This window comes from Shouchella oshimensis, from assembly GCF_002019765.1.
In the GTDB taxonomy this organism is placed as follows: Bacteria; Bacillota; Bacilli; order Bacillales; family Bacillaceae_D; genus Shouchella; species Shouchella oshimensis.
Window position 1 is genome coordinate 2791769 of the sequence record NZ_KV917380.1, and the last position, 22193, is coordinate 2813961.

At 39.3% G+C, this 22193-nt stretch carries 24 protein-coding genes and 1 other annotated feature; of the genes, 8 read left to right on the plus strand and 16 right to left on the minus strand.

The features are described from left to right. Positions 1–3: 3 nt before the first annotated feature. The 4 genes from proB to BK583_RS14170 form a co-directional block, all read right to left on the minus strand. Positions 4–1104 (minus strand): glutamate 5-kinase, encoded by a 1101-nt coding sequence (proB, locus tag BK583_RS14155; RefSeq protein WP_371836661.1) that lies wholly within the window; start codon positions 1102–1104, stop codon positions 4–6. A gap of 43 nt (positions 1105–1147) precedes the next feature. Next, positions 1148–1356: a binding site (T-box leader), on the minus strand. A 159-nt stretch (positions 1357–1515) separates the two neighbouring features. Next, positions 1516–2688, minus strand: coding sequence for a sporulation protein YhbH (yhbH, locus tag BK583_RS14160; protein WP_038478499.1), 1173 nt, complete (start codon positions 2686–2688; stop codon positions 1516–1518). 230 nt (positions 2689–2918) lie between these two features. Next, the gene (gene lepB, locus BK583_RS14165) at positions 2919–3497 is read right to left on the minus strand and encodes a signal peptidase I (protein ID WP_051667440.1); all 579 of its coding nucleotides are present in this window, start codon (positions 3495–3497) and stop codon (positions 2919–2921) included. A 58-nt stretch (positions 3498–3555) separates the two neighbouring features. Beyond that, positions 3556–5451: a PrkA family serine protein kinase gene (locus BK583_RS14170; RefSeq protein ID WP_055737318.1), complete on the minus strand. Its 1896-nt coding sequence runs from the start codon at positions 5449–5451 to the stop codon at positions 3556–3558. 150 nt (positions 5452–5601) lie between these two features. Between BK583_RS14170 and BK583_RS14175 the strand changes: the two genes are divergently transcribed. From BK583_RS14175 to BK583_RS14185, 3 genes are all read left to right on the plus strand, one after another. Beyond that, a complete protein-coding gene (locus tag BK583_RS14175) occupies positions 5602–7440 on the plus strand; it encodes a transglycosylase domain-containing protein (RefSeq protein ID WP_055737317.1) in 1839 nt (612 codons plus the stop codon). Between the two features lie 247 nt (positions 7441–7687). Beyond that, the gene (locus tag BK583_RS14180; protein ID WP_038478490.1) at positions 7688–8005 is read left to right on the plus strand and encodes an antibiotic biosynthesis monooxygenase family protein; all 318 of its coding nucleotides are present in this window, start codon (positions 7688–7690) and stop codon (positions 8003–8005) included. A 74-nt stretch (positions 8006–8079) separates the two neighbouring features. Continuing rightward, positions 8080–8634: a DUF5366 family protein gene (locus BK583_RS14185; RefSeq protein WP_206698963.1), complete on the plus strand. Its 555-nt coding sequence runs from the start codon at positions 8080–8082 to the stop codon at positions 8632–8634. A gap of 9 nt (positions 8635–8643) precedes the next feature. On the opposite strand, the gene trmL is transcribed toward BK583_RS14185, so the two are convergent. The 3 genes from trmL to BK583_RS14195 all read right to left on the minus strand — a co-directional run bounded on the left by trmL (position 8644) and on the right by BK583_RS14195 (position 10274). Beyond that, a complete protein-coding gene (trmL, locus tag BK583_RS14190) occupies positions 8644–9117 on the minus strand; it encodes a tRNA (uridine(34)/cytosine(34)/5-carboxymethylaminomethyluridine(34)-2'-O)-methyltransferase TrmL (RefSeq protein ID WP_038478484.1) in 474 nt (157 codons plus the stop codon). A 12-nt stretch (positions 9118–9129) separates the two neighbouring features. Continuing rightward, positions 9130–9285: a hypothetical protein gene (locus BK583_RS20800; RefSeq protein ID WP_158318508.1), complete on the minus strand. Its 156-nt coding sequence runs from the start codon at positions 9283–9285 to the stop codon at positions 9130–9132. 98 nt (positions 9286–9383) lie between these two features. Then, positions 9384–10274 (minus strand): amidase domain-containing protein, encoded by an 891-nt coding sequence (locus BK583_RS14195; RefSeq protein ID WP_055737316.1) that lies wholly within the window; start codon positions 10272–10274, stop codon positions 9384–9386. A gap of 90 nt (positions 10275–10364) precedes the next feature. Between BK583_RS14195 and BK583_RS14200 the strand changes: the two genes are divergently transcribed. Beyond that, positions 10365–10829 (plus strand): GNAT family N-acetyltransferase, encoded by a 465-nt coding sequence (locus BK583_RS14200; RefSeq protein WP_055737315.1) that lies wholly within the window; start codon positions 10365–10367, stop codon positions 10827–10829. A gap of 14 nt (positions 10830–10843) precedes the next feature. Here BK583_RS14200 and BK583_RS14205 read toward each other — a convergent pair whose 3' ends face one another. Then, positions 10844–11365, minus strand: a complete 522-nt coding sequence (locus BK583_RS14205) for a methylated-DNA--[protein]-cysteine S-methyltransferase (protein ID WP_055737314.1) — start codon at positions 11363–11365, stop codon at positions 10844–10846. A 19-nt stretch (positions 11366–11384) separates the two neighbouring features. Continuing rightward, positions 11385–12527: a tRNA epoxyqueuosine(34) reductase QueG gene (queG, locus tag BK583_RS14210; RefSeq protein ID WP_055737313.1), complete on the minus strand. Its 1143-nt coding sequence runs from the start codon at positions 12525–12527 to the stop codon at positions 11385–11387. A 91-nt stretch (positions 12528–12618) separates the two neighbouring features. On the opposite strand from queG, the gene BK583_RS14215 reads away from it, so the two are divergent. Both BK583_RS14215 and BK583_RS14220 read left to right on the plus strand, forming a co-directional pair. Further along, positions 12619–13125 carry a hypothetical protein gene (locus BK583_RS14215; protein WP_055737312.1) on the plus strand — a complete coding sequence of 169 codons (507 nt, stop codon included), beginning with the start codon at positions 12619–12621 and terminating at the stop codon, positions 13123–13125. A gap of 68 nt (positions 13126–13193) precedes the next feature. Then, on the plus strand, positions 13194–13655 hold the full coding sequence (locus tag BK583_RS14220) for a Dps family protein (protein WP_038478475.1): 462 nt from the start codon (positions 13194–13196) through the stop codon (positions 13653–13655). A gap of 27 nt (positions 13656–13682) precedes the next feature. Here the strand turns inward: BK583_RS14220 and BK583_RS14225 are convergent, their stop codons facing one another. The 7 genes from BK583_RS14225 to BK583_RS14255 form a co-directional block, all read right to left on the minus strand. After that, positions 13683–14729: a M42 family metallopeptidase gene (locus BK583_RS14225; RefSeq protein ID WP_055737311.1), complete on the minus strand. Its 1047-nt coding sequence runs from the start codon at positions 14727–14729 to the stop codon at positions 13683–13685. Between the two features lie 70 nt (positions 14730–14799). Then, positions 14800–15537: a hypothetical protein gene (locus BK583_RS14230; RefSeq protein WP_055737310.1), complete on the minus strand. Its 738-nt coding sequence runs from the start codon at positions 15535–15537 to the stop codon at positions 14800–14802. Then, positions 15534–16235: an ATP-binding cassette domain-containing protein gene (locus tag BK583_RS14235; protein WP_055737309.1), complete on the minus strand. Its 702-nt coding sequence runs from the start codon at positions 16233–16235 to the stop codon at positions 15534–15536. The genes BK583_RS14230 and BK583_RS14235 overlap by 4 nt, the downstream gene beginning before the upstream one ends. After that, complete coding sequence (locus tag BK583_RS14240) at positions 16236–16601, minus strand: GntR family transcriptional regulator (RefSeq protein WP_236702463.1); 366 nt, start codon at positions 16599–16601, stop codon at positions 16236–16238. It lies immediately after the preceding gene. A gap of 59 nt (positions 16602–16660) precedes the next feature. Then, the gene (locus BK583_RS14245; RefSeq protein WP_055737308.1) at positions 16661–17425 is read right to left on the minus strand and encodes an ABC transporter permease; all 765 of its coding nucleotides are present in this window, start codon (positions 17423–17425) and stop codon (positions 16661–16663) included. Further along, a complete protein-coding gene (locus BK583_RS14250; protein WP_055737307.1) occupies positions 17425–18348 on the minus strand; it encodes an ABC transporter ATP-binding protein in 924 nt (307 codons plus the stop codon). Before BK583_RS14250 ends, BK583_RS14245 begins: the two co-directional genes overlap by 1 nt. A 111-nt stretch (positions 18349–18459) precedes the next feature. Then, positions 18460–19869, minus strand: a complete 1410-nt coding sequence (locus BK583_RS14255; protein ID WP_055737306.1) for an NAD-dependent succinate-semialdehyde dehydrogenase — start codon at positions 19867–19869, stop codon at positions 18460–18462. 159 nt (positions 19870–20028) lie between these two features. Here BK583_RS14255 and BK583_RS14260 point away from each other — a divergent pair, with 159 nt between their 5' ends. Further along, the gene (locus tag BK583_RS14260) at positions 20029–20547 is read left to right on the plus strand and encodes a DUF8052 family protein (RefSeq protein WP_055737305.1); all 519 of its coding nucleotides are present in this window, start codon (positions 20029–20031) and stop codon (positions 20545–20547) included. Positions 20548–20563: 16 nt separating this feature from the next. Continuing rightward, complete coding sequence (locus BK583_RS14265; protein ID WP_055737304.1) at positions 20564–22189, plus strand: carbon starvation CstA family protein; 1626 nt, start codon at positions 20564–20566, stop codon at positions 22187–22189. The last annotated feature ends 4 nt before the right edge of the window (positions 22190–22193 follow it).

The following is a 22193-nucleotide window of genomic DNA, read 5'->3' on the forward strand; positions in this document are numbered from 1 at the left end:
CCTTTACATAGCCACCCAAAAATTTCGATGAATGACTGTTTTTTTTGATCGCGTTGTTACTCTAGCAATTTCTGCGCTATTTTTTCCTTTTAATAGGGTAAGTTCTTCGCAAGTAAAGTTCACTTTACCTTTTCCAATGATTTCATTGTTTTCCCTTCTCACGTCTACAACCTCACCTACCGTAAACGAACCGATCACTTTAACAACGCCAGCAGATAGTAGGCTTTTATGCTGTTTCAACAGAGCCTCGGCTGCCCCGTTATCAACGTATATGCTTCCTCTTGGCTTACTGTGGTACAAAATGTATTGCTTCGTCATTGACATAGACGTTTTCGCAAAAGAACCAATATACGTTCCATCTCCTTTGCCTACTAAAACATCAGCAAACTTTTCCTGCCCTGTACCAGTTCCTATAAAAACATTCGTGCCTAACTCAATTGCTGTCTTTGCTGCTGCAAGTTTTGAATACATTCCCCCAGTACCTACATCCGAAGTCGTTTGATCCATCGTCTTTAATAACGCATCTGGTACTTCAGATAGAAAAGAATACTTTTTAGCATTACGATTCGAAAAAGGATTTTCATCATACACGCCATTCACATCGGTAAACAAACACAGCATATCAGCGTGAATGATTCCGCTAACAAGGGCTGATAAGCGGTCATTATCCCCAAAAGTCAACTCTTCAACCGAGGTTGAATCGTTCTCATTAATGATTGGAATTGCTCCGCGTTTCATTAATTCGCCGAGGGTCTGTGAGATATTAGAAAAGCGGTGCTGATCAGCAAAGTCTGCCCGTGTAAGTAACAACTGTGCCGCAATGTAATCGTGCTGTTTAAACGCATCCATATACGCCTGCATAAGTAAACTTTGACCTACTGAAGCTGCTGCTTGTTTCTGTGCAATCCCTTTAGGCTTTCGCTTAAAACCTAAACTTGAAAAGCCAGCAGCTACAGCTCCCGATGTAACGAGGACAATACGGTAATCCTGCTTTAACAAATACACCATGGCTTCCACATGATTTTCTAATTGAATAGCGTCTAGTCTACCGTTTTCAGCAGTTAGACTACTGCTTCCAATTTTAATAACAATGGTTCCTTGCATACCTCTCTCCTCCTCCAAAAAAAAGAGCCCATCCATCCTTAGAAATAAGGACGGACGAGCTCCGCGGTACCACCTTAGTTAGCATACACTAGCATGCCCACTTTACATTGATAACGTCAATGAGACGATTGGTTTTGCCAACTGCTCCTGGAATAGGGTTCAACAAAAGTAGGGATGGTCGGTTCTTTCAGCCGCTGAAACCAACTCTCTGAACATGTTCTTTTGTTTACTTGTTCCAATCTACGCATTACGAACAAATGAAGTTAGAGGTGATTATACAGGAGTCCGTTTACAGAAGTCAATTGTTTTTTTAGACAAGATGGTTCGAAGAAGAACAAATAAAACGCTTCTTTCTTCTTTGTAGTCATCTTCATGTCCACTTGTCAATGTATTCTGACTAAAAGCTAGTTACTATGCTTGAATACCTTCCTCTTCTTTCTGAAAGAAATGCTTTAAAGCGTGGTAAACATCGCCTTTTTCTTTTAATATATAGTGCATAAAACGTGGGTCATCCACATTTTTGTAGGCACCCATCAAAGTGGAATTACGGGAATATTGATTGATTTCACCATATCCAAACAAATTCGAACGATCCATTAATTGCTTTACCAGTTTAAGGCAGCGAGCGTTATCTGAAGTTAAATTATCTCCATCTGAAAAATGAAACGGATAAATATTGTATGCAGATGGATTGTATTTTTCATCAATTAGCTCAAGTGCTTTTCGATAGGCTGACGAGCAGATGGTTCCTCCACTTTCACCTTTAGAGAAAAAATCTTCTTCATTTACAACTTTTGCTTCTGTATGATGGGCGATAAATTCAATTTCAACTTTCTCATATTTAGTCCGTAAAAAGCGAGTCATCCAAAAAAAGAAACTTCTGGCAACGTATTTCTCAAATCGTCCCATTGATCCACTAGTATCCATCATCGCAATCACTACTGCTTTGGATTCCGGTCGAATTGTCTCATTCCACGTTTTAAACCGTAAATCTTCATTGTAAATTGGCATAATGCCTGCTTTACCTGTTAGGGCATTTCGCTTAATTGCGGCAAGTATGGTACGCCGCTTATCTACGTTTCCCATTAGTCCTTTTTTGCGAATATCATTAAACTCAATATTCTCTATGACAATTTCTTGCTCTTCTTTCTTTTTCAAATGAGGCAATTCCATCTCAGCGAACATCATTTCTTCTAATTCTGCAATCGATACTTCTGCTTCATTGTAATCTTCACCAGCTTGATCGCCTGCACCTTGCCCTTTCCCTGCTCCCGCTTGTTTGTCACCGTTTGGATCACGGGCAACGACATCACCTACCTTACTGTCACCTTTTCCTTGCCCGACATGTTTATTCTTATCGTAATTGTAACGAATTTTATATTCATCAAGGGAACGTATTGGAATTCGAATGACATCTTTTCCATTAGATAAAACAATATTCTCCTCGCTGACTAAATCAGGCAAATTCTTTTTGATCGCGTCCTGAACCTTCTCTTGGTGACGACGTTGGTCCTGATATCCTTTACGATGGAGGGACCAGTTTTCCTCAGAGACAATGTACTGGTGCTTGTTGTTGTTTTCCATTCTTGCCCTCCTGCCATTCACTTTTTTGCACAAAAGAACCTCTACTTACATATCATAGATTGGGTTGATAACGTGCCTTAACTTATCCTATGTTTCACTTGCACAAGAGTTGCTAATAAATTGTGAGAGGACAAGCTAAAGCTGCGCTTATTTTTATTTATTCTAGGGCGAATATCTGGTTTATTTTAATAAAAAAAGCACTCTACTTAGAGTACTTTTTTCTCAAGTCATTATTCCATAAACCCAAATTCAGATAGAGGCCAGAATCGTAAGCCAACCTTGCCAATAATCTCATCTTCATGTACAGGTCCAAACGAACGACTGTCAGAGCTGTTTGGTCGATTATCCCCTACAACAAAAACATGATTGTCTGGTATAACGTCTTCATACTCGTAATCGTTTGTATATTGATTTGCAAACGATCCCTGTACTTCATCTAAGAATGGCTCATCAATTGGTTCATCGTTAATGAACAATTGGTCGTTTTCAAAACGAATCGTATCTCCCGGCAAGCCAACCACTCGTTTGATATAGCTATCCTGCTCAGTTGCATGAAAGACGATTAAATCGAAACGATCTGGTTCACTAAACTGATAAGCAAGACGGTTAACGATAAACCGTTCTCCATCGTGGGCGGTAGGTACCATTGATTCCCCTCGAACTTCAAAGCTTGTGACAATAAACGTTCGCACAACAAATGCGATAAGAAGCGCAATGACAATCGCTTTGATCCAACCCCAAGCCTCTGATTTCACTTTATTCTCAGCCAATGATGTTCCCCGCTTTCTACATTCACAACATCTATTCATAAATTACCACTAAATGAAAAAAAGAACAAGAAGGCCCACTTAAGACCCTCTTGCTTCATTATCGGTTTAAAAGAGACCCAACATACCTTAATAATTCGTTTGCTGATACTGAGTTGTAGCCATGTTCATCAATTAAACGAGCAATAACATCGTTCATCTTTTTCAACTGAGACTCATCTGGGGTTTTGACGGAAGTTGTTATTTTTACAATATCTTTCAAATCTGCGAATAGCTTCTTTTGAATGGCTTCACGCAGACGTTCGTGGGAATTGTATTCAAATCGTTTCCCTTTTCTTGCATATGCCGAAATACGGATTAATATTTCTTCTCGGAATGCTTTTTTTGCATTTTCTGAGATGCCAATTTGCTCCTCGATGGAACGCATAAGCTTTTCGTCAGGTGACATTTCATCGCCTGTAAGAGGATCTCTAAGCTTATTCTTGTTACAAAATGCCTCTACATTATCTAAGTAATTGTCCATCAATGTTTTCGCTGATTCTTCATACGAATAAACAAATGCTTTTTGCACTTCTTCCTTTGCAATTAAATCATATTCTTTTCGAGCAATTGTAATATAGTCTGTATAGCGCTCTTTATCTTCTTTTGAGATTGAAGCGTGCTGATCCAAACCTTCTTTAATCGAGCGTAATACATCCAAAGCTGAAATGGAGGTTAGCTGCTTACGAATAATAGCTGACGAGATACGATTAATGACATACCTTGGATCAATACCGCTCATGCCCTCATCATTAAATTCAGACTGTAGCTCTTTGACGTCTTGTTGATTAAACCCTTCAACCGCTTCCCCATCATAAAGCTTCATCTTTTTAACTAAATCAACGCCTGCTTTATGAGTTGTTTTTAAGCGTGTTAAGATCGTAAAAATCGATGCCACTTTTAAAGCATGTGGCGCAATATGAACATGAGAAAGATCACTATCTGCAATCATTTTCTTATAGATCCGTTCTTCTTCTGAGACTTTTAAATTGTACGGAATTTTCATCACAATAATACGAGAATGCAAAGCTTCATTCTTTTTATTCGATATGAAAGACTTGTATTCTGACTCATTCGTATGAGCCAGTATCAGTTCGTCAGCAGATATTAACGCAAATCTCCCTGCTTTAAAATTACCTTCTTGTGTTAACGACAATAGATGCCAAAGAAATTTTTCATCACACTTCAACATCTCTTGGAATTCCATCATACCGCGATTGGCTTTATTAAGTTCACCATCAAAGCGATATGCGCGAGGATCTGATTCCGAACCGTATTCAGCAATTGTTGAAAAATCAATACTCCCTGTTAAATCAGCAATGTCTTGTGATTTTGGATCAGACGGTGAAAAGGTTCCAATGCCTGTTCGCTTATCCTCTGAAAAGAATATTCGTTCTACGATAACATCTTCAATTCGTCCACTATACTCTTGCTCTAAGCGCATCATATTTAATGGTGACAAATTTCCTTCTACCTTAATGCCAAATTCATCTTGGAATTCTTCCCGCAAATGGAGCGGGATTAAATGAAGAGGGTCTTCATTCATTGGGCAGCCCTTAATAGCATAAACTGCCCCGTTTTCTGTCCGAGAATAATCTTCTAGGCCTCTTTTTAACATTGTGACCAGTGTTGATTTTCCGCCACTTACTGGTCCCATTAATAGTAGAATACGTTTGCGAACGTCTAAACGTTTAGCCGCCGAATGAAAGTACTCTTCTACTAACTTCTCCAACGAGTCTTCTAATCCATAAATAGAATCTTTAAAAAAGGAGTATTCCTTTTTTCCATCTTTCTCTTCCACACCAGCGTCTTTTATCATATTGTACACACGAGAGTGAGCAGTCTGTGCAACCCATGGTTTTTCTTTGATTAGATCCAAATATTCAGCAAAAGTGCCTTCCCAGCGTAAACGTTCTTCATGATCACGATACTGTTCAATTTTGTTTAAAATATTCAAGTCGTATACCTCCATTCTCGTGTAAGCGAGATTAATTAACCATATGCGTTACCGCACATGAACATGCTTCTTTTCTTGCAAGGTAGACTGTCCGCACCAGAAAAAGAATGGTATACTAACGTATACGCTAGATAGAAAGTGAGTATGGCAATGAAAACTTTTTTTGGCTGGTTTTTTATTAGTTTTTTTGCAATTGGCAGTGCATTCTTATTTCGATCTGCTTCTTCAGAAGTAAGCGCAGTTCAAACGATTGGTCAAGTTGTCGGTTCTCATATTGATGAGGAAATTCTATACTTATCTTCAAACAGTACGATTTATGCTGACAATGGACAGATTGTTGCAGAAATTCCCTCTGAAGGTGGTATTAATCGAAGTTATTTACCGTTTGAGCAGCTACCTGAAACAGTCGTTCACGCATTCGTTGCTACGGAAGATCGCCGTTTTTTTCAACATCTTGGCTTTGATGCGTCTGGAATGGCACGTGCCCTTATTACAAATGTAAGCAGTGGTGAGATTGATCAAGGCGCTAGTACGATTACGCAACAAATGGTAAGAAACATCTTTCTCGATCACTCTCAAACCTATCAACGCAAAATGAGTGAATTATTGTACGCACATGAACTCGAGCAGCGTTTCTCTAAAGAAGAAATATTAGAATTGTATTTAAACTCAATTTACTTCGGTAACCACGCATACGGAATAGAAGCGGCAAGTCAGCTTTATTTCAGTGAACATAGTGATCAACTTTCGTTAGCGCAAGTCGCTTTTCTAACAAGCATTCCTAACAATCCGACAGTATACAATCCTTTTACTTCAATGGAGAATACGAATAAGCGAAAAGAATGGGTATTACTGAAGATGAAAGAAGAGGGCTACATTAACGAAGCTGAGTTTGATGATGCCATCTCTGAAACCATTGAACTTCATCGTTCGTCTTTACGAAACTTATATCCAGATTATACTGATTTCGTTAAAAAGGAATTTTTAGAATTAATACAGGCTACAGAGGGCTATGATGAAGAAGCCGCTCAGGAACGATTAAATGAACTTTTTAAAAAAGGCATTCGAATCGAAACGGCATTAGAGCCAAATCGACAACACGCACTCAAAGAAAGCTTCTATCAGGAACTACCTGCTGATGTAGAAGGCGCTAGTATTGTTGTTCGAAACGACGATCGGAGAATTGTAGCGATTAGTCATGGACGGGAATTTGAAAGTGGTCATTTTATGCTCGCAGTTGATTCGTATCGACCTCATGGGTCTGCTTTTAAGCCGCTGATTGATTTTGCTCCTTACTTTGAAAAAACAGGCACATCGATTGATCAAGTCGTCAACGCTAATCCTAGCGACAGTTGCACGCAACAAGAACGAGATAAACGCATACTTGGTTGTGTCGCCAATTATAATGATGTCCTTCCAGGTAGCGTCACACTGCGAGAAGCATTTAAGCACTCTTATAACATACCTGCTCAACAACTTCTTAATACGGTTGGCATTGAAGAAGCCATTGCGTATCTAGAACCATTTCAATTCAAGAAAATGCATGATGAGCAACGAGACATTTCTTTAGCTTTAGGTACTCTTGATGTGTCTGTTTATGAAATGGTACAAGCTTATCAGACCTTTGCTCACGATGGTTTTTTTACTCCAGCAAGAGCTATTACAGGAGTGTATGATGAACACTTAGACCCTTTGTATCAATGGCCGGATCAAGAAGAAAAGCAAGTATGGAGTAAAGAAACAAATGATAAAATCCGTACATTGATGAGCGAAGTTGTTCAATCAGGTACAGGACGAGATATTCGTCTTTCTACAAACGGTTATATTGGAGGAAAAACTGGAACAACGAATGACTATCGGGACCTCACGTTTTCAGGTATGACGGATGACTATACAGCAACCGTTTGGGTAGGGAGAGACACTGGATACGTTGAGGACTTATCACCGAAACGACCAGCAATGAATATATGGGAAGCGGCTGTCCGGTAAAACAAAAAAAAACCGGTTACCCGGTTTCCTTCGTCTTATCGTTTATGAGGGTTTTCCTCATAACCTCCAGAAAAAATGGCGATTAGAAAAACGACGCAGACGCTCATCATTAAAAACGTTCTCATAAAATGATCCTCCTTGCAAGGGGCGTAAACGCTCTCTTTTATTATAGCCAAGTTCATTCAGAATGAAAAGCCATTCTCTTACAAAAAACACGAAATCATGCTAAAAAAGGAGTCGAACAATTATGTATATCGTCATGAACGAACTACACGTAAGTCCAGAAAAAAAGAAAATGCTTCACCAACGATTTGGTAAAGCTTCTACGAACATGGCTAACGTAAAAGGTTGTTTAGAATTTATGTTCTTATCAAACGAACAAGATGACAAGAAAGAAATTGTCTTTACGAAGTGGGCTTCAAAAGAAGACTATCAAAACTGGCTTTCAAGTGAATCGTTTGCAAAGGCTCATAGAAATAGTGCTTCATCAGAAGAGCAAAAGCCGACTGCCAATGCCAATGAACTTCATACGTATGAACTTATTCACCATTTCCAAGGTGAATAAGACAAAGCGCTTGTCTTTACGTTCATGAGACAAGCGCTTCTATTAGCTATGACTTCCAACTATAGGAGATTATCATGAATCGATATTTAACCGGACATTTACCATTAATTAGTATCTTTTTCTTTAGCTTGTCGTTTGCACTCTATGGTCAACGCTTTGCATTAAGTTGGTTAGAACGAAATGGCATTCTAACTGGAATGGCAGACATTCTTTCCATTAATGAAGTTCGTATTGGACTTATAATCGTTTTATTACTAGTGTTTTTCATGATTTTTGCTGCTTTAAAGTTAATAGCCGATACGGTTACATCTCTTGCACTACTCTTTTTTTCAAAACAGGAAGACGACGACCTTTGGAAAAAGACGCAAGGTGGTCAATGGATCTACTTTGCAGGAAGTATCGCTGCACTTGTCCTAAATCCCTTTGTGATCGTTTTACTACTGCTTTTTGTCGCGTCATCTTTCGCTTATATCTTATTCATTGTCTACCGTATCGCAGAATCTTTAACCATCCCAGGGCTAATCGGCTTTATTTTTTTCCAGCTATTCTTTTGGTCAACCTTTTTATTTACCATTATTTTTGTTCTATTGCGTTTATACAATACGTTTATTGCTAGCTTACCGCTTTAATAGACACATCTATTTTAATGCTGGAAACCCTTGCTGCCTAAGTGCTTCATAAATAACAATGGCTGCTGTATTAGACAAATTAAGAGACCGGATCACATCGGTTTGTGGAATGCGAAAGCATCGTTCTTGTCGCTTCTCCACAAGCTCTTGTGGCAACCCTGTTGTTTCTTTACCGAATACAAAAAAATACTCTTCTTCTTTATTCCTATAATCAAAATCACTATAATTTCGTGTTCCTATTGTTTCAATAAAGAAAAACTCTCCTTGGTCGTACTTTTGAAACAATTCATCAATTGAGTCATAATAGTAAATCGTTACGTTCGGCCAGTAGTCGCAACCTGCCCGCTTCAACATCTTATCGTCTGTTGAGAATCCAAGAGGACGAATTAAATGTAACGTCGTGTTTGTGCCTGCACATGTGCGAGCAATATTCCCTGTATTGGCTGGTATTTCTGGTTGATATAGTACGATATGCAATCCCATTTTCGTGCACCTCTATTTATTTTTGCTTTTCACATAAAAAAATGTAGAACAGACGACACATACCACAATCCCTAGCAATAATACGCCATTTTCGTTAACGAAGACTGCTGCAAATGCCAGAACTAAGGCGACGCCCCACAAAGCTTGTGCATACTTTTTGTCATTCATTCGTTCTCACCCTTACATGAATATCTGCGTCCCTTCTATATTACACATGAATTCCTACTATGACAAACTTAGAAAAAAGCAGAAAAAATGATTTCTGCTTAAATGGAGATATGAAAAAATTTATATTGGATTCGATCTGTGTAGGCTGGAGAATTTTGATATGTCCAATACCGATAACGACTATTAACTGTTTGTGCATTGACTAAAGGTTCATTATTCATGTCTTTTGCAACAACAATTGCACAATGATTCCAAGTTCCATTTCCGTTAAAATCATAGCAAATCACATCACCTGGTATCAGTTCACGTGCCGACTTCTTTTCCTCCCCTCGTAAATGACTCGTTGCTCCACTTAAATACCATCTAAATGAATGGGCAACCGACCAGCTTAGACTCATCTTATGCTCATTCTCATACCACCAGCCTCTTTGTTTATTTGCTTTACTCGTCATTTGGGCACCACCAGCATAAAGACATTGAGACACAAAATTTGTACAATTATCTTCAAATCGAACAAAAGCCGGATTATAATCATTCCACCATTGCTCTGCATAACGGACAACGTTTCGCCGATTATACGTTGCACTATCTTCACGATAAATGTGGCCCATACACTTCTCTCCACGCTCCTGTAGTGACAAAGGATGCATCGTTACCATTTCATCTGCAACTAGCTTCGACCCTTCAAATTGTGCCCGTCTTCGCATCGTTCGCTCTTCCATAAACAGACTGTTTCCTTGTTTCAAGAGCCGATCTATAACCGCAATATAGTCAACCTGCGTTTGCTGTTCATATGCCATTACATTCAGTATATCTCCACTTATTTTGGCGCTCACGACTTCTGCACCTCGTTCAATCATTTCCAGCGCATCTTTTTCAAATGCAGCTTTTTCTTTTTCATCTAAACAAACCGCACGATGCCCATTTAAAAAGGCCTCGTTTAATTGTTTGACATTGTCGTGCAAGATCTTCACTAATTTTTTTTTCATAACAGTTAATTCCTTTCAAAAAGTGATTGAATAAAAATTTATAAGAATGTATAATTATGATTATCTTAGAGTGAAACGGAGCGAGCGACATTGATACGCAAAGCTGTAATGACTGACTGCCAAGCCATTCACCAATTAATTCGATCGTCTTTTCAAATATATAAGCATGATCCGGTCACCGCATCTGCCCTTCATGAAACAAGACTTTCCATTGCTTTACGGCTATCACAAGAAGAAGAAGCGTTCGTTTGCATGAAAGAGAATCGCATCGTCGGCTGTGTTTTTTTTCGACACAACGAAAAAACGTGCTCCTTTTTTCGATTGAGCGTTGATCCTTCCTATCAAGGGCAAGGCATTAGTAAGCTTTTACTTCAATGCGTAGAGAAAGAAGCATTGCATCGCCAATGTCTTGAAGTGACGTGTGAAACGAGAGAAGTGAATATTCCTTTTTACTGTAAACAAGGCTATGAAGAAGTATCCTTTAACAACCACTCTTCCTTATATGTATTTAAAAAAGCATTGAACATGTCAAAAAAAACATGGCAGTGTGCATAACTGCCATGTTTTTTCTATGAGATCTTCATATTTGTTTCTAGTGCAAGTAAACGTTCTTTCGTCGGCAATCCTCCGCCGTATCCTACCATTGCCCCATTAGAGCCGATAACACGATGACAAGGAATAACAATAGGAAGAGGGTTTTTATTATTCGCCCCACCGACAGCGCGTACAGCTTTTGGTGCTCCAATCATCTCCGCAATTTCTTTATAACTTTTTGTTTCACCATATCTAATTGTGCGCAAAGCCGACCACACTTTTTTTTGAAAAGGTGTCCCTATTAAATCAATTGGCACATGAAAATCATGACGCTCACCATTTAAATACTCCGTTAACTGCTCACAAACGAGTGATTCATCCTCTTCCAACTCATACCACTCCGGCTTTATCCCAAATCTCGTCAACCGAGCTGTTAAATTGACTTTATTCATTGCTCCGAATGCTACATGGGCTAACCCTTTTTCACTCATGACAACAGTCATTAGCCCGATAGGTGTAGTTAACTCTTTCACATAAAATTTTGTTAAAACGCGCATGTCACTCCTGCCTTTCTAGTTATTTCTTTTCTCTTATAAATGAGAGACCTTTTTCAATTTCACTTAGCACGTTCTCATCTTGCTCATTCTTTTTCGCATCTTCCAATGCTTTTTCCTCTTTTTCACTGTTGCTAATTTTTCCGATTGCCCACGCAGATGTGCCACGAATCACTGGCCTTGGATCGTTTCGCAACAACTCACACAATGTAGGAAGAGCCGATTCTTCCTTATAATGCGCAAGGGCAATAATGGCATTCCGCTGAATCGGTTTTTTTCCACGCCAGGAGCCCGCCATATGGCCGAATTCTGCTTTAAATGTCTTGTTGCTCATTGTTAACAACGGTAAAAGTAACGGCTTTACTTTCTCTGGGTCTGGTTTCATCTCTTCATGCTGATGATGATCCTTATGTTTATTATATGGGCAAACAAGCTGACAGGTGTCCCATCCATATAAATGATTTCCAATTTTCGATCGGTACTCCTCCGGCATAAATCCTTTTGTTTGGGTTTGATAAGAAAGACAGGCTTGTGCGTTTAACACGCCAGGCTCAACAAGCGCACCCGTTGGACATGCATCAATGCATTTTTGACAAGACCCACATAAATCTTCAATTGGCTCATCAGGAGGAAACGGAAGTGTCGTTAAAATATTTCCTAAATACACGTAGCTACCAAGCTCAGGGGTAATAATAAACGTATTTTTTGCACTCCAGCCAATACCCGCTCGTTCTGCTACTGCTCGGTCTGATAGTGCACCCGTGTCAACCATTCGAACAGTTTCCACAGTGCCACATTCCTCAAAAAGAAATTCTTCAATCTTTTTCAATCGATCATTTAACACATCGTGGTAATCAATTCCCCAAGATGAACGCGAAAAAAAGCCTCGTCTGCTCCCTTTCTCACTTTTAGGGGCATTAGGGAGTTTTGACGGATAGGCAACCGCAATGGATATAATGGTGCGAACTTCTTTTAAAGTTAAAGATGGGTCGACCCTTTCGTCAATATTTGGGTGTTCAAATCCTGACGCATAGCCTTGTTCTTGCTGTTGTATTAATCGGTCTTTTAAAGACAAAAAAGGATCGGCGGTTGTGATCCTTAGCTTATCTACACCTATTGATTGACTGTACATTACTAATTTTTGCTTTAGTCGTTCATAATCCATTGTACTCTTCCTTTTTAAACGAAACAGTTGATTTCTTCTAGCATACAGAAACATAATAAGAATGTAAAATGCTTAAGGCGGAGGAACAATTATGCAAATAGGAGTTATTCACTACACTAATATTCATATTAGTGATTCATCCACTATGTTAAAGGGAAGACTACAGTTTCATCAAGAGCTATTGCATTTCGACTTACTTGACAGTGATACCTTAACGGAAGATGAAATAAGGACGCATCACGGTCGGATTTTACAATCCATCCAAAAAGAAGACTATTTGCTACCAATTCATTCGGGAATTGATTTAACGCATTTTTTCATGCTGGAATATCAATTGCCCATTACGTTACATGATACAGGCTCTCTTTACCTACCTCTTCAAAAAAAAGGGAACGCTCTCTATGATCAAACAAAAGAAATTGCTTCACCCTTCTGTATGGATCAAACGACAAGTACAAGCGAAGCGACAGTTCATGCTATTCAGTGCTTCTTCTTTTCTCATGCGTCAACTACTCATACCTACAGCGAGTTGTTAGAAGCAGCAGGTACAATGTTTACACATGTACATGGCGGAACGTTTAAGATTGAGTTACTGTAGATCTCTGTTTAAAAATGGGGTGAACGGGTATAGTATTTGTACACAACGTTTGCAAGGAGGAAGAAATCATGGCACATGAAAAAATTCAAGCAGTCTTAAATAAGCAAGTAGCGAACTGGAGTGTTCTTTATGTAAAACTCCACAATTATCATTGGTACGTAAAAGGACCTCACTTTTTCACCCTACATGAGAAATTCGAAGAGCTTTATAATGAAGCAGGTGAAACCGTTGACGAACTAGCTGAGCGTTTATTAGCGATAAAAGGACAACCTGTTGCAACAATGGAAGAATATTTAAAACTAACGTCTATTGACGAGGCATCAAAGCAAATCAGCGCAGACGAAATGGTTGCTGACCTAGTAAGGGATTATGAGAAAATTGCGGACGAACTAAAAGCGGGTATCGACGTATGTGGCTCACTTGAAGACGATGCAACGGAAGATATGCTAATTGGGTTAAAGGAATCCATTGAGAAGCACGCATGGATGCTACGTGCCTATACAAAACAAACGTCAGATGTACGTTCATAAAAAAAGCTGCCTGTAGAAGGCAGCTTTTTACTTATGCATATCTGATGTAACGTATGCATGCAACAAATGATACGTCGCTTCGAGAGAGCGTTCATGAGTACGCTCCATTGAATGTGAACCTTCGATCCCTGGTCCAATGAGTCCATGAACAATATCATGCCCTGAGCGTATTGCTGCAGATGCATCAGATCCATAGTAAGGGTAGATGTCTAGCTTATATGGAATCTGGTTGAGTTGACATAACTGAACAAAGTGATTACGCAGTCCGTAATGATAGGGACCACTAGAATCCTTTACGCAAATGGATGCTGTATATTCGTCTGACTGCTGACCGTCTCCAATTGCCCCCATGTCAACAGCCACATATTCGACAACATTATCAGGAATGCCTGCATTTCCACCATATCCAATTTCTTCATTATTTGAAAAGAGAAAATGAGTAGTATAAGGAAGTGTTACCTGCCCCTCTTTCACTTCTTTTAGTAGCGTTAATAATAAACTTACACTTGCTTTGTCGTCTAAGTGTCTTGACTTAATAAACCCAGCAGACGTCCTTTCAAATCGTGGCGAAAAGCTAATCATATCACCAACATCCAATCCAAGTTGACGAAGGTCGTCCGCTGTATGTACCTGTTCATCCAATCGAACTTCCATTGTTTGCTGATTTCGTTCTATTGTTCGGGCTTCTTTATAGACATGGACAGACGACTGATGCACGACGACCGTACCTGTCACAGTCTCCCCATCGCTTTTATGAATGGTGACGTACTCTCCTTCAATGGATTGATAAGCAAATCCACCAATCAAATCGATTTTTAAGCGACCATTGGATTTTAATTCTTTTACGATTGCTCCTAATGTATCTAAATGTGCGGTTAGCATCCGTTGCTTTTGATCGTTTTCTCCTGCTATCGTTGCGACAATGGCGCCTTTACGTAGCTTCGTATAAGTAATCTTGTTCATCTCCAAAAACTGTTGTACAAACGCCATTGCTTGCTCCGTATAACCAGAAGGGCTTGGAATATGCACAAGCTGTTCAAGCAATTCAATCGCTTTTTCCTTTTTAAACTTCATTTCTTGCTACACTTCACTTTCTCTATCAGATCTTTCTATTCTACCGGTATGAGCCTAAACATTCAAATGCTCAAAGCTCAATTTTCTTCTTTAGAAAATAAGTCGTGATAAAAAGAAGAACAAAAAGCAACCCAGCGTCCATTAGCATCTGTTCATTACTCGTTAGCTCTACAAAAAAGAAAATTCCACTCTCTGGTTCAGTATGGCTTTCGATTTTAAACATTATATACGGATAGACAACGACAAATAAAATTCCATAAACCAATAATAGAACATACTTCATCCACGTTTTTATTCCTAAAAATAGATAAACAGGTAAAAGAATCATAAGAATGCCCAATACTGGTGCGATAAGAGTGATCCAAACTAATTGGAGTGGGTAATTTAGTAAAAGACGACTTTCCTCAAAAACGGTTTGTAAAATGTGACTTTCTGCAGCGAAATAGATAAACAACAGCATAAAAAGCGTTACAAAAATACTTTGCATAAATAACCATATGAGGTTTGCCGTTATTTTAGCAAGCAGCTTTAGTAACATTGACCCTGGAGCAAGATACCAGTGATGTTGGATACCTAAGCGCCACTCTCGCCAAACTGATTCAATAATAATGAAAAATGTCGCAAATACAAGGTAAAGAAATAACAATACGGTTACTGCCGTTATGCCCGTTACTTCAAACGGTTCAGCGACACGCATACGAATAATACTCGCAACGACGAGCATAATGGTAAATAGTATCGCAATAATGACATTAATAGGTACTAACAAGCGCGCATCTCTCTTTAGAAAAAAAACAAATTCCTTCATGCTCTTCCCACCCTTGCGAATAAATCACGGAGCGAGGCGCCATGTTCTTGTCGCCAACCTTCTAAATCGGTTATTGTTGTCACGTCATCATCCTTAATAAACATTGCACCGTCGGCAAGCATTTCAACATCCTCATACGCATGAGTAGCCATTACAATCGTTCGATTACCGTCCAAAAGAAAATCAGTTAAAATCCCCTGCATGGCCTCTTTTTTTGTTGTATCCAGATTCGCTAACAATTCATCGATAAATAAAAATGGTTTTTGTGTAGAGATTGCCACAATAAGTGCGAGTAAGTGGCGTTGACCTGTGGATAATGAACCCCACTTTACTTGTGTCGGCACGCTCACTTCATGACAATAATGTAGCGCTTGCTCTTGATTGAATTCAGGATACAATTTTTTTTGTTGAGTAAGGATCGTTGCTGCAGTTTGATAAGCTGGATAACCAACTCCTTCTGCTACATAGCTTGCATTCTGCGCACGTTCGATGCGACTACTCGCGTCTCCAAGACGAATTTCTCCTTTAGAAAATGGCGCTAAACCAGCACAAAGTTTCAGCATGGTGGATTTACCCGATCCATTCGATCCTAGCAACACAATAAAACGATTTTGATCAAACCGGAAGGATATATCTGTAAATACTTGTTTACGCCCATAGTTTTTGTGTACACCTTTTACTTCAAACGAATACATCATTTACACCTCCCTTATTGTTTTCGTAAGTGCCTCAATCATTGTTTCATCGGTATAACCTAATTTCCTCATATAGTGGACTAGTTCTGTTAATTGTTTTTTCGCTAACGCTTCTTTTAACGCTCGGATAATCGTATGATCTTCGGTTACAAACGTTCCCTGCCCTCGCTTTGAAAAAGTCACTTTATCTCGATCCATTTCTTGATACGCTCGTGATACTGTATTCGGGTTCACTTTTAACGTTTGTGCAGTCTCACGAACAGAAGGTAATTTTTCTCCAGGCATTAACTCTGAGCTACAAATTTGTTGATAAAAGGAATCCACAATTTGGGCGTAAATGGCTTTGTTCGGATCAAATTGAATAGACAAATGCCACAGCCCCCTTTCTAAAGCAATAAGCCAGGCGGAGTAATCGCCTGACTCTTTTATTAAAGCACATCTCTTTTTTTAAATACAAGATGAGCCGCAATAAGAATTACAACAATATGAGCGCCTAAAAACGCTAACGAACCCCACATACTTTCAAATGGTGGCTCTACAAACATTATTTCACTATCATAATAGTTACTAAAAAATTCAATATGGGAGACAATAAGCCATTTTGACCACTCATACTGGCTAATAAACAGTTGCAAAATACCGCTAAAGAACAACGGTGCAAACGTAATAATAATCGTTAACGCTGTACTTTTTGTTAAGACGGCAATTAATGTAGCTAGAGCCATGTAGAAGACAAGTGTCGGAAGCTGATAGATAGCCATCTCGAAAATCGTTTTAAATGTTTCACCTGTTGACATGCCCTCTGTGCTAAACACGATCAATCCAATGACAGTAGACAATAGCACAATAGCAACTAACATGAATATTGCGAGTAGAAGATTCCCAAACCATTTACCAAACAAAATCGCATGGCGAGATGTTGGCCGAATAAGTAATTGCTTAACCGTTCCACTTGAAAATTCACCTGCAATCGCTCCAGCAATCAGCACTACACCAAATAACATCACGAAAGTTGGAAAGACAGACACACTCACTTCAGCAAAATCGTCTGCTACCATTGGGCTTCCTAAATTCGATTGAGTAAATAGAAAGAGTGCAACGGCACCACCAATAAACAGAAGCATAATAAGAGCAAATAACCATACTTTGCGACCATACCAAGACTTTAACCATTCATTATAGATAATGCCCATTAAGATACACCTTCTTCCTGTTCTTCTGTTAGCGTAAAGTATGCATCCTCTAGACGATTTTGATAGGTCACACCAAACACTTTAATGTTTTCTTTTACTAATGCGTTAATGATTGTTGGGATATCCTCATAGGATTGTTTCTCAAGCTCCAGTGTATCTCCGTTCTGTTTAACAGCCCCAAATGGTGCTAATTGGTCAAGAGCTCTTTGTACAGGCTTCGCTTCTATTTTCACGGTTAATGTTTTTTCTATTGTTTGACTCTCGTTCATAGAAATTTCATCAACGACTTCGCCTTTTTTAATGACAATGGCTCGATCACATAACATTTCAATTTCATTCAGCTGATGGCTTGATACGAGTAAAGTTACACCATCTTCCTTTGCTAACCTTTGTAGATAGAAGCGCAAATCACGTATGCCTTTAGGATCTAAACCATTTGTTGGTTCATCTAAAATAAGAACCGATGGCTTATGTAAAAGAGACACCGCAATTCCTAATCGCTGTTTCATACCAAGAGAATAATTTTTCACTTTTTTCTTCATGGCATCTTGTAGTTCAACAAGAGCAACCACTTCTTGAATACGCTCTTTAGAGATGGTTTCATTGCTTAACCTAGCAAAATGCTCAAGATTTTGTTGCCCTGTTAAGTAACCATATAGATCTGGATCTTCTACAATCGCGCCAATTTTTGCTAAAGCCGCTTTTCGATCCGTTTGAATACTTTTCCCTTCAATGAGAACATCTCCTGAATTCGGCTTAATTAACGATACGATCATTCGAATCGTTGTTGTCTTACCAGATCCATTAGGTCCTAAGAAACCATAGATTTGTCCCCGCTGTAACTGAAAGCTCATGTCTTTAATGATATGAGCTTTCCCAAATGATTTGTTTAATCCTTTTACTTGCAAAGGATAGTCAGCCATATTTGTCCCCTCCACTCTCTGTATCGGTGTTCTACTTAAATAGTACACTAAGATAAATTATAATTCAATAGAAAATGAAAAAAACCTTGGTTATAACCAAGGCTATCTCTCTTACAACTTGAATGACACATACTTCGTTTCAAGATACTCTTCCATTCCTTGCTTCCCACCTTCGCGACCGATACCACTCTGTTTAAATCCGCCAAAGGGCGCTTGAGCAGCGGAAGGACCACCATCGTTTAATCCAACAATGCCATATTCCAATGCTTCTGAGACACGAAAGGCTTGATTAATATCTTTTGTAAACACATAGGCAGCTAAGCCATAAATAGACTCATTTGCTCGCTCAATTACTTCCTCTTCTTCTTTAAAAGTAGCGATTGGTGCTACTGGTCCAAATGTCTCTTCTACCATACAGGCCATATCGTCCGTTACATTCGTTAGTACAGTTGGTTCCATGAAAAGACCCTCCGTGTTCTTACCACCTGTAACGACCGTTGCTCCTTTTTCTTCCGCATCTGCAATATGAGACAATACTTTATCAACCGCATCTTGATCAATTAACGGACCTATATCTGTTTCTTCATTTAATCCATCGCCTACTGTTAGCTTCTGAACTGCATCTTTTATTTTAGCTGTAAATGTCTCTGCAATAGACTCTTCTACATATATTCGATTCGCACAGACGCACGTCTGTCCACCATTTCTAAATTTAGATGCGACTGTATCTTCAACAGCACGATCTAAGTCTGCATCTTTGAAGACGATAACAGGTGCATGACCACCTAATTCTAATGACACTTTTTTCATCGTCTCTGCTGCGTCTTTCATTAGCTTTTTACCCACTTCTGTTGAACCAGTAAACGTTAATTTACGGACACGTTTATCTTCCTGCCACACCTTAGAGATGTCACTAGAAGAACCTACAACGACATTGATAACACCGGCTGGGATGCCAGCTTTTTCTGCTAGTTCTGCTAGTTTCAAAGCAGTTAACGGAGTCTGTGATGCTGGCTTAATAACGGCTGTACAGCCTACTGCTAATGCCGGAGCAATTTTTCGTGTAATCATCGCCGCTGGAAAATTCCACGGTGTAATTGCTGCAACAACGCCAACTGGTTGTTTAATTACAAATAGTCGTTTATCACTTGTTGTTGCAGGAATGGTCTCGCCGTAATTTCTTTTTCCTTCTTCTGCATACCATTTAATGAACGAATTTGCGTAGCCAATTTCACCGCGCGCTTCTTTAATGGCTTTTCCTTGTTCTAGTGTCATCAACTTTGCCAGTTCTTCTGTTTGTTCATGAATATGATCGTGCCATAACTCCAATTTCTCACAACGCTCGTACGTTGACAGTGTTGACCATGATTTAAACGCATATGCAGCGGCATCTACAGCAAGTGCAGCTTCTTTTTCTCCTCCTTTTGGTACCTGATCCACCACATCACCGTTCGCTGGGTTTGTAATGTCAAGCTGCTTCAATTCTTCCCCGATCCAGTTACCGTTCACATACAGCTTCATTCTTTAACTCCCTTCTAACACTCTTTTTGGTGTTTGTTCCCTCCTATCGTTTTTTAAAACGTTTCGTATGAGGAAATTAAATTAACAGAAAGTATTGAACTTTTAAGTGAACGTCCTTATAATTAGAAGCATTCACTTATAATCAAGTTTTAAGAGGAGGTGTCAATTACGAAGGCAGAACGGTTTATCAATCAACTAGAGAACGCGCTTAAGCATCAATTTGACGTATACGGAAATGACAAGCTGGAAAGCCTTCCACTTCGGTTCAGTGCACATTATTACCGTCGTGATGACCGGTATATGTTCACAAAAAATGTAACCGTCTGGAGTGTTGAAAATAATCAGCACATCTTCTTATATGAGGCAAAAACATCCACGATTGAAGAATTCGAACAATTCAAACAAGAGTTAGATCAGTATATTCGTCAACATAAAAGCAAGCGCACAAGCCATATGTCATCCATTTATATTGGCCTATTCTTAACGGTCAACTCACCTGATCCTATAGTAGAGAGAAAAGCGAAAAAGACTAGAAAAGTTTCATTTATTCAATGGGGAAAATCAGGTTGGTACGAACGCTATCTAGCGGTTCTTTCCCTCCCTGATCAGAGAGTCACGATGAATAAGAAAGGCTACCCGTTTATTAAATCATTTATTGAGTCAATAACGGAGAATTAGAAGGTGGGGTTTTAGAATGAATTTTGTTACATTGATGCTACTTTGTGGTGGTGTGCTAATTGTTGCCTACTTCACATACGGGAAATACTTAGAGAGGCGACTCAAAATAGATAGTAGTAGGCAAACGCCTGCACATACACTTTATGATGGGAAGGAATACATTCCAACGAAGACACCAGTACTTATTGGTCATCACTTCACAACTATTGCTGGTGGCGGTCCTATTACTGGTCCAATAGCAGCGATTGTATTTGGCTGGTTACCTGCCGTTATTTGGATCATCATTGGAAGCATTTTTGTTGGTGGTACTCATGATTATGCATCATTACAAGCGTCTGTTCGTCACAAAGCGAAATCAATTGGTGAAGTCATTAAGGAGTATATGGGTCGACGAGGACAGCTAATGTTCCTATCCTTTGCGATTGCTACGTTAATTTTAATTGTAGGCGTATTTGTTATATTAGTTGCCAATACCTTTGTATCCTTTCCAGGTGCAGCAACAGCATCCCTTTCATTTATTGCAGTCGCGATGGTGTTTGGTGTACTAGTTAACCAGGTACGAATGAATCTTGTACTCGCCACTATCCTAGGGTCCATCGCGATGATCGGTTCCATTTGGTTTGGATTGAATTTCCCGCTTGAGCTAAGCGCGACGGCTTGGTCATTTATTTTAATTATTTATGCGTATCTAGCATCGGTATTACCTGTATGGTTGTTGCTTCAACCAAGAGATTACTTGAACTCATTTATGTTGTATTTCTTAATTGGTGGGGCATTTTTAGGACTTTTGATTGCGAGACCGACTATCCAAATGCCAGCCTTCACTGGTTTTTACAATAGTGAACTAGGCTTTCTTTTTCCTATTTTATTTATTACCATAGCTTGTGGTGCGATTTCTGGATTTCATTCATTAGTATCATCTGGAACGACTTCTAAGCAATTGGATAACGAAAAAAATGGACGCTTTATCACATACGGGTCGATGCTACTTGAAGCATTCGTTGCCATTATTGCAATCGGTTCTGTAGCTTACTTAACGATGGGCGAATTCTCAGCACTAATGGCGCAGTATAACGATCCAATTAGCGTTTTTTCATTAGGAATTGGTGAGTTCATGAATACGTGGGGACTGCCTGTTCAAGCAGGTATAACGTTTACAGCATTAGCTGCCTCTGCTTTTCTTATGACCACTCTTGACTCAGCCACACGCTTAATGAGGTACACTGTATCGGAGCTTGGTGAGAGCATCAATGTGAAACTGTTGTCGAACAAACATTTTGCTACGGTGGCTGGTCTAACTGGTGCAACGGCCCTCGCTTTAACAGGAACATGGCAAACCGTTTGGCCATTATTCGGAGCAGCCAATCAAATGCTTGGTGCGTTAGCACTCTTAGCAGTCACGATGTGGCTGGTCAAAACAAAATCAAAAGCATTGTTCGTGATCATTCCAATGGTATTCATGTTTATTGTTACAACAAGTGCTCTTCTTGTCATGCTTTACTCGAACTTTATGGCGCAAAACTACTTGCTATCGGTCATTTGCTTTATCCTTTTCGTCATGTGTGTCTTCCTTGGAATTGAAGGAGCGAGAAGCGCTAGCAATAGAGATAAACCAACTGATTCAACTAATTTAAATGCGTAGATCC